The 11,391-nt window shown below is 47.6% G+C and carries 7 protein-coding genes; 2 read left to right on the top strand and 5 right to left on the bottom strand.

The window, feature by feature from the left end:
• Positions 1–158 precede the first annotated feature (158 nt).
• Positions 159–1,130 carry an aldo/keto reductase gene (locus tag BC343_RS25345; protein ID WP_078350615.1) on the top strand — a complete coding sequence of 324 codons (972 nt, stop codon included), beginning with the start codon at positions 159–161 and terminating at the stop codon, positions 1,128–1,130.
• 37 nt (positions 1,131–1,167) lie between these two features.
• Positions 1,168–2,019, top strand: a complete 852-nt coding sequence (locus tag BC343_RS25340) for a helix-turn-helix domain-containing protein (protein ID WP_078350800.1) — start codon at positions 1,168–1,170, stop codon at positions 2,017–2,019.
• A 9-nt stretch (positions 2,020–2,028) separates the two neighbouring features.
• On the opposite strand, the gene BC343_RS25335 is transcribed toward BC343_RS25340, so the two are convergent.
• The 5 genes from BC343_RS25335 to BC343_RS25315 form a co-directional block, all read right to left on the bottom strand.
• Positions 2,029–3,102, bottom strand: a complete 1,074-nt coding sequence (locus BC343_RS25335) for a phytase (protein ID WP_078350614.1) — start codon at positions 3,100–3,102, stop codon at positions 2,029–2,031.
• Positions 3,102–4,133 carry a hypothetical protein gene (locus tag BC343_RS25330; RefSeq protein WP_078350613.1) on the bottom strand — a complete coding sequence of 344 codons (1,032 nt, stop codon included), beginning with the start codon at positions 4,131–4,133 and terminating at the stop codon, positions 3,102–3,104. Before BC343_RS25330 ends, BC343_RS25335 begins: the two co-directional genes overlap by 1 nt.
• A 25-nt stretch (positions 4,134–4,158) precedes the next feature.
• Positions 4,159–6,867 (bottom strand): TonB-dependent receptor, encoded by a 2,709-nt coding sequence (locus tag BC343_RS25325; protein ID WP_162276941.1) that lies wholly within the window; start codon positions 6,865–6,867, stop codon positions 4,159–4,161.
• 221 nt (positions 6,868–7,088) lie between these two features.
• Entirely contained in the window at positions 7,089–8,627 is a 1,539-nt protein-coding gene (locus tag BC343_RS25320) for a tetratricopeptide repeat protein (RefSeq protein ID WP_162276940.1), read from the bottom strand.
• 135 nt (positions 8,628–8,762) lie between these two features.
• A complete protein-coding gene (locus BC343_RS25315) occupies positions 8,763–11,390 on the bottom strand; it encodes a DUF4132 domain-containing protein (RefSeq protein WP_078350610.1) in 2,628 nt (875 codons plus the stop codon).
• Position 11,391 lies beyond the last annotated feature (1 nt).

The raw sequence follows: 11,391 nt of genomic DNA, 5'->3' as shown, positions 1-11,391 counted from the left end.
TTTGTATCAAGCTTTCGTTCATTCGTCTCATTTTTAACTACCGGTTTTAAATAGCTACTTACTAATTGAGCCGTACAGGCAAGTAAATTGAGCCGTGAAGGTAATCGGCTCCCCGCCCCGAGCACGATATTTGTGTTATCAATTTATAAGAAACAACAATGGAAAACATCAAAAAAATACAACTTGGCAACAACGGCCCGTTGGTATCAAAACTGGGCCTGGGCTGTATGCGCATGTCATCTGTTTGGGGCAGCAAAGCGCAGGACGAAACCGAAAGTATAGCCACCATACAGGCTGCATTAGATAATGGGATCAACTTTTTAAATACCGGCGATTTTTACGGTGCCGGGCATAACGAACTATTGGTAGGCAAAGCCATCAAAGGCAGGCGCGATGATGCTTTTATCAGCGTAAAATTCGGTGCTATATTCCACAACGGGCAATGGCTTGGGTTGGACCTACGCCCTATGGCCATCAAAAACTTTATCAATTACTCGCTGGTGCGTTTGGGTATCGATAACATCGACCTGTACCAACCCTGCCGTATGGATGGCAGTGTACCTGTTGAAGATATCATTGGCACCGTTGCCGACCTGGTAAAAGAAGGCAAGGTGCGCCATATTGGGGTATCGGAAATTACTGCCGAGCAACTACGTGCTGCCAATAACGCCTACCCCATCAGCGCGCTGGAAATTGGCTACTCCCTTGCCGACCGCCAGATAGAAGCTGACCTTCTGCCTACCGCCAAAGAGCTTGGCATAAGCGTAGTGGCATTTGCCAACACTGCCGAAGGCCTGCTCACCGGCGATATGAAAGCACCGCTGGCTGCTGACGATTATCATAACCACTTCTCGCGTTTCCAGGGCGATAATTTGGTGAAGAACCTGGAGAAAGTAGAGGTACTGAAAAGCATTGCCGCCGATAAAGGCGTTACGCCAACCCAATTAGCCATTGCTTGGGTAAACCTGCAAGGCGAGCATATTATGCCGTTGGTAAGCATGAGCCGCCGCACAAGGCTGCCCGAAAACATAGCCGCCATGAACATTACCTTCAGCGATAGCGAATGGGAAACCTTAAACCGCGAATTTGCACCAGGTGCTATTTTGGGCGGCACTTACCTGCAACGCTAAGCGCATAAAAAAAGGCGGTGTTTTATATATTTACACAATGGTAAACCCAACAGAAATTATCCCAGGGGTTATTTTCTACTCCTATCTTGCTACTAAAACCAAACAAACGGTGGGCTTTCTTAACCACAATAATTTGGTGATGCAGGTATCCGGGCAATTTCTGTTGGAAACACCTACCGAGAAGATCACCATGCGCGGTGGTCAAATGCTGCTAATAGGCAAAAACCAGTTGGGGCAAATTACCAAAACTCCCCTGCCCGATGAGGATTACGAGACCATCGTGATATCCTTACAAGAGGACCTGCTTAGGCAAATAGCGTTGGAAGAGAATATTGAAATGACCGAAAAATACAACGGCCCGCAAAACGTCCTGGTACCCGGGAACGATTTTTTGCGGGCCTTTTTCCATTCGCTTGTCCCCTACGTTCGCCATGCAGATGAGCACTTTGTTAACACCATGGGCATGCTCAAAGTACGCGAAGCCGTACATCTTCTGCTGAATGCCCTCCCCGAACTGAAGAATTTCCTGTTCGATTTTTCGGAACCGCATAAGATCGATCTGGAGAAATTCATGCTCAGCAATTTTCATTACAACCTGCCGGTAGAGAAATTTGCGAGTTTAACAGGCCGCAGCCTGGCAGGCTTTAAGCGCGATTTCCGCAAGATATTTGATATGGCCCCGCGCCATTGGCTGCAGGAAAAACGGCTTGAAGAAGCGCGCTACCTCATCGAAGATAAACACAAACGCCCGTCGGCCATCTACCTCGACCTGGGCTTCGAGAGCCTGTCGCACTTCTCGCATTCCTTTAAAAAGAGATTTCGGCAAAGCGCCTACGGTATAATGCAAAAAGCCACGGAGTATTTAACGCTCCGTGGCTTTTTCTATTGATACAAATAATTATTTATTCACCTTAAGGCTTTTGCCGGCAATATCTTCCCAGCGATAAAACTGGAAGGTTTTGTCGTCGCTCATGGCTACAAATAGTCCGTGCTTAAAATCATCATTCAGCGGGACGGATACCACGTCAGAACCATCGCTGTTACTGGTTGATACATGCACGCTTTTTACAAAGGCATTGTTCCCTTCGCGTGTAAACACCTTGAACTGCCCGGCCGACTGGTCCGACACCAAAACGTAGCCCGTGGTATCGCCGGTCTTATAAATGCTGATGCCCTCGTGGTCTTCAGCAAAGCCGGTTTGGCCGAAGAGGTTTAGTTCGGCATTGCCTTTGTCGGGGTCGGCATAATACTTGCGCACGCCAAATTGCTCGTCGGAATAGTATACATAGCCCATCTGGTTATCAACGGCTATGGCTTCTATTTCCTTTTTGCCGCTGTACTGGCCAAACTTGCGTTTAAGCGTAGCTTTAATATGCCCCGTGCCATCATCCTGCAACAAGTACTGCCACAGGTAGCCGCCGTTAGTTGGGCCGGTTTTGCGGCCCACTATAGCGTATATCTGCTTATCGGGCGCGGTGTACAGGGATATCCCCATCAGATCGCGCAAACCCGCGGCTTCGTTCTCACCCTCAAACACCGGGATGCCGCCATTATCGACCGGCTTCATATCCGGTAATGAGAATATCCGCAGCTTATGCGTTATCCTTTCGGTTGCCACGGCGATATCAACGGGCTTGCCGTTCAGCATCAAGCCATACGCAATATCCACGTTGTTGGGGCGCTGCAGGCCCGTTACTACTTTATCTTTTACTATTTTCCCTTTCAGGTCGAAAACATACAACCCGCCATTGGTATCCTTATCGGTACCAATAACCAGCGACTGTGCCGGATTTGCCGGGTTTACCCATATTGCCGGATCGTCGGTATCGAATTGTACGGGCTCGGTTACATACAGCGGTTTAACAATAGTATCAGCCGTTGCGCCGGTTGTTTTTTGTGCCGGGGATGGGCTTTGGCATGATGCTGCCGCCAGCCCGGTTGCGATAATAATTCCTGAAATTCCTTTCCTCATTATTTGCTAAAAGTTAAGGTTATCTCTTCTATTTCATCATCGTTATACTCGCCGGTTAGGGTAAGCACCAATTCTTTGCCGCTTATCTCAAAGCTGCCCGAATATTTAAACTCGGCTTCGGTACCATCTTCCTGCTCTATATCGTCAGCAAATTCAACATCGCCGCTCAGGGTTTTCAGGCCAAGTTCTTCCAGCCCGCCTTCTATCTCTATCTCCTTGTTCTTTTCCTCGGTTTCGCCACATTCGGTAACCATTTCGGTTTCTTTCAGCTTTATCACGGCCTTAAATTCGTCGTAAGCAAACTCAATGGTGATCTCGTCCACATCAGATGCCTTCAAGCCTTTTACGTCTTCGTTTATCAAACCAAATAACGCTATAAACTTGTTGAACTCTGCAGCATTGTTTACGTCCAGTTCGTACTCGCCGTGTATGCCTTCGTCATCTAAAACTTCGTATTTAAATGTATTGGCGGTATTCACCGTTACATCGCTTTCGGCATTGGCCAGGCCGGTTAGTTTTACTTCTAATGAGCGGTCGGTAGTGTTTAACACATCGTCATCAAATAAAGCATCGTTGGTTTCAAACTCTACTTCTATCTCTTCTACCCCTGCCGGGAAATCAACACTACCCTTGCCGGTATTCGCATCGAAAACCAGGTTAAGGCTAATGTTGGCATCTTCGGATGTGGTGCAATCATCTATCTCGTAAAATGCTTTGGCATCTTTAATATAATCCGATAGTTTGCTGAAGCCCTTAATATCGCCCACTTCAAAATTCACCTTAACGGTTTTCTTTAGCGGGATGATCTTTCCTTCTAACGATTCGCCGCTTGGGTCAACCCTGTCGGCCAGGTCAATCTTAAAGCTGAATTTATCTTCGTCTTCCAGTTCGCCGTCGCCTTCGTCGGCCAATTTAATAATTTGCGGGAAGGCATCGCCCACATTGGGCGTCACCACGTTATCGTTACGTTTATCGCAGGCGGTAAACGCCAATAGCAGGGCCAGCGATAAAATATATTTTAGTTTTTTCATGTCTGTAAATCGAATTTATCAACTGTTATAAATTGAATTTTAAACCCATACGCAGCCAGTACGAATAAAACTCGCGCTGTATGTACTGGTTAGGCGTACCCTGGTAAGCCTGCAGCGGCTGGTTGGTAAGGTTAAGCGCCTCTACAAACAAGCGGAACTTGCGGTTGATAGCGTAACCGGCGGTTGCATCAAGCTGAACACGGTTTTTGATGAAGATATCCTCATCTTTAGTACCGCCCAGTTCAGACAGGTAGCTGCCATTGAAGTTTACCGATAACCTTGCCGAGAACTTACGCCCCTCATAGGCCAGCAAGGTATTACCCACGTGGCTGGCTTGCCCAGGCAGCCTTATCTCTTCGGTTGCGTTAGCATTGGTTTCGCTGGCGTTGCGGCTTTGGATGCGCGCTTTAGAATGCGTATAGGTGTAGTTGAGGTACAAGCTAAAATCTTTCAGGAAAGAGATGAACGACAAGCGGCGCTGGAAAGCGATCTCCGCTCCCATTACATCGGCATCGTTACCGTTTTGCGATTGGGTGATATCTATCCTCGGGATAATTACCGTACCTGTAGTTGGGTATGGCGAGTTGAACACCGTGCGGCGGTAAATAAAATTATCCAGCTTTTTGTAGAACAAACCTGCCGAAGCTATACCCACCGAACCGAAGTAATGCTCGGCCATCAGGTCGTAGTTCAGCGCTTTTACCGGTTGCAGGTTGGCGTTACCAATGGTAGCTACACGGTCCTCGCGGTTTATTTCCTGCGATGGAATGATCTCTGAAAAGTTAGGGCGGGCATACGAATAAGTAATCGCTGCACGTAAGTTGGTCAGCTTGCTCAGGTCGTACTTAAAGTGCAATTGCGGTAATACAAAATCGTAAACGTTGCTCCCGCTTATGGGGCGGATGGCTTCCAGGTCGCCGTTGGCGGCAATTACTACGTCTTTAGAGTCGTAGCTTACCTTGGTACGCTCGTAGCGCACACCACCCAGTATCATCAGTTTTTTAATCTGCTGGCGGCCCATCAGGTAGGTGGCCAAAACATCTTCTGATGCCTTGAACGATTCCAGCGCTTCATCGGCAGCTTTATCGGCTATCTGCAGTTCGAACTGTGATGGGTTGGCGTTGAAGTAACGAATAAGGCTGCTCACATCAAGCGGATTGCCCATTTGGTAACGGCCGCCCATGAACTGGTTCTTCACCGGCGAACCTACAAATTGATCGAGGTTTGGCACACCGCCCAAATTCTCGTAAGTGTTTTGGTTGATGCTGTAGTTCTTATTCTTCGACCTTACTTTGGCACCAAACTTTATGATACCATTGCTGCTGTTTATTTTGTAAGGGATGGTGAAGTTCATCTTCGCCGTCAGGTTTTTATCCTTGGCAATGGTGCTGCCCATACCCAGCTCATCAAACTGGTATTGCGAGTTGTTGGTGTAATCCTGATCGGTTGAGATAGATGGGTAGCGCGTATCAGTATAATTCAAGGTGCTTGCGTTGCCCGAGATAAAAGCCGCCTCGTTATCATAAGGCGTATTTTGCTCGGCGTAGCTGTATTGCGCCTCATAATCCAATAAGAAGCTTTTGAAGGTGTGCTTGGCACCTGCGTTTAACGATAGTACCGATTGCGATTCGTAGCGGTCTTTGGTCAGTTTTTCTATCTCCTCATCTTCCGGTTTAAACACGTAGCGCCTGCGCCATTCCCTATCGCTAAAGCGTGAGTAAAGGGTACGGAAGTATACTTCGTGATGGTTGTTGAAACGGTAATCTAACGATGAGCTTAGGCCCAAGCGTGTACGGGTCAATTCATAATCGCGCAGCTCCAGTTCGTTATCGTTGATAGCGCGCTCGATACCATCCGAGCCTAAATTATTTTGGTAGTAGTTGCTATTGAGCAATAAACCAAACTTCTGGTTTTTACCAAAGCGCTGGCCATATTGCAACTGGCCCTGCATATTGCCTTTGCGCATCAGGTTGTTGTAACCGCCGCCAAGCGTACCGCTAATTGCCGGGATATTGCTTTGTGCGCTACGGGTGATTAAGTTGATAGAACCGCCTATCGCGTCGCCATCCATATCGGGCGTAAGCGCTTTCGTTACCTCGATAGAAGCCAGCTGATCCGATGGTATCGCATCCAATGCCACATACCTTACATCCGCCTCAGGCGATGGAATTTGTTCGCCGTTCACGCTGGTGTTGGTAAACTGCGGGGCCAAACCACGGACAGACACATACCGGCCCTCGCCCTGGTCGCGCTCAATGGTAACGCCCGGTACGCGCTGCAAAGCTTCGGCAGCATTGGGGTCGGGGAATTTGCCTATCTGGTCGGCGGCGATAATGTTTTTAATGTTATCGGCATTTTTTTGCTGGTTAAGCGCTTTGGCCTGCCCTTCGGTGTAGCCGGTTATCACCACATCTTTTAAAGCCGACTGGCGGCTTTTCATGGTTACGTTCAGTACAGTTAGCTGCCCTGCGGTAATGGTTACGTTTATCACGGTGTCGCGGTAACCGAGGTAACGTACGGTAAGGCTTCTGCTGCCGGGTGCTACATAAAACTGGTAGTTACCATTAAGGTCGGCAGCGGTGCTGTTGGTGGTACCGTTTACCAACACGGTGGCACCGGCAAGTTGCTCGTTATCCTGCCCGGTTATTTTACCTTTAATAATTCCTTGCTGCGCCATGGCCATGCCACTGCCGCACATTAACAGGAAAAAAATGAGTAGTTGTTTAAATGTCATAAGGATGCCTTTTTTGTTGATTTGCACAAAGGTTGGGAGGGCCGGCGGTCTTTGCGCAAAAAGCATCGTTACAAAACATATACAGCCTTGTTACAGGCGTAAACAAAGCGTGAACAGGCGTATACAAAACAAATTAACAACCTGTAAAACAATACATTAAATAGCCAATTTAAAGCCATTAAGTTTGTGTTAATACCACGTTAGGAAATCTACATTAACGCCTATGTAACGTTTTTAATGAAAGATTGCAGGGTTTCGCCCTCGGGCAGGTCGAGCTTTTTGCGGAGGCGGTAGCGGGCTATACGCAGGCTATCCTGGGAGATACCCAGCATGGTAGCCATATCTGCCGAGCCTAAATTCATTTTCAGCAATGCCAGCATACGCATATCGGCAGCGCTTAAGCCGGCGGGGTGCTCTTTCAGTTTATCGAAGAAATTGTTGTGCACCTGCTCGAACACTACACGGAAATCTTCCCAGCTTTTATCCTGGTTGCTGTTCAGCTGTATCATGTTCAACAGCTTGTGCAGCTCACGGCGCTGGTCGCGCTTGTCATCCTTTATCATCGCCTTCAGCTTCTCTTTCAGTTCATCCAGCAGCTGGTTCTTTTGGATGATGTGGAGGGTGTGGCCGGTAAGCTCCTTGCTTTTCAGTTCGAGGGCTTCTTTAAAGTTGTGCTGGCTTTGCTCGTATATTTTTTGCTCGTTACGCAATTTTAGGCGCTGCCTGCTGATGAACGTTGCAGCAAGCAATACCACCAGGCAGGTGATTACCGTAGCACCCGTGGCAATAATACGGTTGATCATTTTTTCGTTCCGGAAACGGTCGATAGCATCATCCTTCTCCTCTATCTCGAAAAGTGTTTGCAGCAAGGCCAGTTGCTTCTCGTTATCTTCGGTAAATATCTTCAGGAACATATCTCGGCTGGCCTCGCTGTAGTAAAATGCGCTGTCGTTCCGGCCAAGCAAACTATAGGCTTTAGATAGGTCGCGGTAAGCGCTGCCCAATTGGTATTCGTCGTTTAACTTTCTCGCCAACGCGGCGGCTTTGTACGTGTATTTAAGCGACTCGCTGTATTTGCCCGATTTACGGTATACATCGCCCAGGTTGTTTATCACCTCTATTTGCGCCAACATATTATTGTTACCCGCATTTATCTGCTCTGCCAGGCTAAAGTATTTTAGGGCAGAATCCAGCTGCAGCTTATCCTCGTGAATGCTGCCCAGGTTCTCGTATATTTTGGCTATGCCACTGTTGTTGTTTGCCAGGCGGTAGTGCTGCAAGGCAAGCTGCTGGTAATGTATGGCATCGGGGTAGGCCATTGTTTTTTCGCCCACCTGCCCAATGTAACCATAAGCTTCGGCCATGCCATTATTATCCCTCTGCTGGCGGTAAAGTTCCAATGCTTCGTTAAAGGCCTTTGATGCCGCGGGGTATTGCCGAACATGGTAGTACGTTTGGCCAATTTTGTTGAGGTTAGCGGCCAGCTTAAGCGGCGCATTTATTTCGCGGTATATCCGTTCGGCCTTGTAAAGGTTATCTAATGCCTGCAGGTAAGCAGTTTGCAAGTAAAATAATTCGGCTATCTGTTGGTAGCAAACCGCTGCCGCCGGCTTATCATTTGCAGATAAGGCCTTAGTTAAATTTGCTTTGATCTTAACAAATTTTGCTTCGGCCAAACCGCTGTCGGCATGCAAAGCGAAGGTAGCGGAGTTTTGCTGATAGGCCGCTGCTTGCTTAGGAACAAAGAGCCCAAACAGCATAGCAATGCAATAGAAAACATGGGGGCTTCCAAATTTTAAATGCATAAGGGAGAAATAACAGCTAAAGGTAACGCGCCTGTATTAAGGGAATGTTAACACAGACGCATATTGCCGCCGGGTAACAACACTGTTATACTACTTCCTGTTTATTTGCGAGGTGATGGTGCGGTCGGTTATTTTATCATCGTCTGCCAGCAAAAACGCTTTCGATATTATTACCGATAACCCTGCATCGCCCTCGAATGGAAGGAATACATTTTCGGTTTGGCTTTTCTGGCTGCGGTCGGGTACTATACAGAGGTATTGGTCGTTCGGCTCCATCAGTATATTGGTGCTGCCTATGTGTATTTTGTAGGTACGCAATTTGCCTTTCACTACCACAAACTTATCCCTTATCTCGGCCACCTTACTAATTTTAAGGCGGGGCAGCAATCCCGTTAATATCTCTTTACGTGTTTTGGCTACCTCGGTTAAATCGCCGAATGAGTACGACTGCCAGTAAGTATTCAGCGCAGGCAAACCACCCGAATCCTGCCAGTTGGGGTCGTTACCTACACTGGCCACGCCCACAAACAAGTCTACATCGCGCAGTACTTCTGATAAGGCCAGCGGCGGTACTTCTATTAGTTCCACAACTGCGCCACTTGTACTGTTTACAAACCTTACCTGGTCGGTGGTTACGTAGTTCCAGATACCCGTAGTGTTAAAAGCATCATCGGCGTTTACTTCATTTACCCAATATTGTGCTTTTAAGCCATACTCAGGCAAATTAACTTCTGCCGTGCCGTTGTCCATGCCGTTATCAAAGGCACCCATTAAAGCGTATTTCCAACCGCGCACTTTGGCCAGCATATTAAACTGGTGCTGTTTTAGTACGTGGGCCGCCATGCGGTTACTGTAAGTGCGGGTATTCAATTCGGCCTCGGTTAACAGGTACACCTCGCGAAAGGCCTGTTTTAGCGGTTGTTGTATTTGGTGCTCCATTAAATACGCGCGCCAGGCCTTTACATCGGCAAGCGTTGCCAACGCGGGATGCCAAAGCGATACCACCACATCTTCAGCGGGCGTTACAATTTCGCCGGCACTGGTTCGCCATCCGCCATCTAACTGCATTGCAGATATAGTTTCGCCGGCAGTTGTAAAATTCCAGATGATGCGTTTGGCTAAAAAGCTTATCAGCCCGTGCTCCAAATAGTATTGGTTAAAGGCTCCCATGCTCCAGCTTCGCCCCGTTCTGAACATACGGTCAATACGGTCGCGCTGCGCAGCAGTGCCCTGGTCGGTTTGCTTTTGGGTATCTTTTATCTTCTTTAACTTCTCGGCATACTTATCCTTCACCGCCGCCGGTACCGATTTTTGCTGCGAACCATAGGCCTTAAACCAGCTTAGCTCAGATTTGCCCAGGCCTGTGATGGTTAGTTTGCAGGTAAAGTCATCAAGCACCCATTCGCGGCTGCCATTAACCAGTTTTAAGTCGTCAACAGCCATATCCTCTATCACATGGGTTGATACCCCTTGCGCGGTTGCTGCCTCGGCAATGTATTTTTCAATTAGCTGCTGTGTGCTTGCCTGTTTTACGCGCAGTTTTAACCGCGATAAATGCCCTATGCCATCCAACCCTTTTGAGCGGTACAAGGCATACAAGCAGGCATTACCAACGGCAGCCGCAGCCGGCCCCTGCCCCGGTATTTTCCTGAAGGACCGCTCGGCAAGTTTGGCTAAATTGTTAAGGGTGGCATTATCATGAAAGTTGGCGCACATCCATACAAAACCCTTTATGGCCTCTACGTTTATAGAACTCAGGAAAGTGGAGTTGTAATAGGTATAAACCTGCCCGCCATAAATTTGCGTGGTTTCGGTAGTTTCTTCTTTCAGGGCAATTACAAAAAGAAACCAATCGTTTACAACAGCCTTGAATTTATCGGTACCCAGTTGGGTGAATAGCTCCTTGCTTTCTGCCAGAAACTTCGCGGAGGGTTTTGAGCCGGTAGCTTTGCCTGCCTTGGTTATCAATTTATACCAATTTTGTTTATCAGCGGCAGGTTTACCCTCTATAATGGGGTTAGCGTAATCCGAGAACGGGTCTTTCCCCAAGAACAATGTTGGTTTTACTTCTTCGGGTGCTGCGGAGGCTTTAAAGATTAACTGATCTATCTTTTCCATCAGCTTCAGTTTATCTTTCTCAAAGCCGTGGGAGGTATCCTGAAAAATAGTTTGTTTTAGTTTGTATAGGGCTGTGTGCATTGGGGCAGGCAAGCCATCCTTACCATACAATCGCGACAGCTGGTTAAGCAGCGGGTTGATAGGCCATTGATAGTGGTAGCCCCAGTTTTTTCCCGCACGCATTGTAAAAGCATCCACCAATTGCTCCAGCGCCCCGGCATCGATATGCAGCTTAGTCCGGAATAACTGCCCAAGATAAGCCGACTGCACCATGTAATCTTTATAAGCGTCGCTTCGGTAATTGTAGTTACGCTTATCTTTAAAACGGATAATTCGTTCTACGCAATAAAGGATAAACTGAATTTTCTTTTTATCGCCCCATGCCACAACGTTTCCGGTATATTCGGTACAGGCAGAAATTTTAAGGTCGTAAAAGTAATTGGGATGGATTTTTTCCAGTTCGGTACGCGTGTTTGTAATTACCCTGCTAAATTCCCAATTCGCCAGCGCTCCGGGGGAAGTATCGATATGTGCCTCAGCACTATCAGGCTCTTTCTTTTCCTTTTGGAAAACGCCTAAAATTTTATCAAAAATGCCCATG

The sequence above is a fragment of the Mucilaginibacter pedocola genome (genome assembly GCF_002013915.1).
GTDB lineage: Bacteria > Bacteroidota > Bacteroidia > Sphingobacteriales > Sphingobacteriaceae > Mucilaginibacter > Mucilaginibacter pedocola.
Note: the sequence above shows the minus strand (reverse complement) of the source record. Positions and strands in the feature narration are given on the sequence as shown.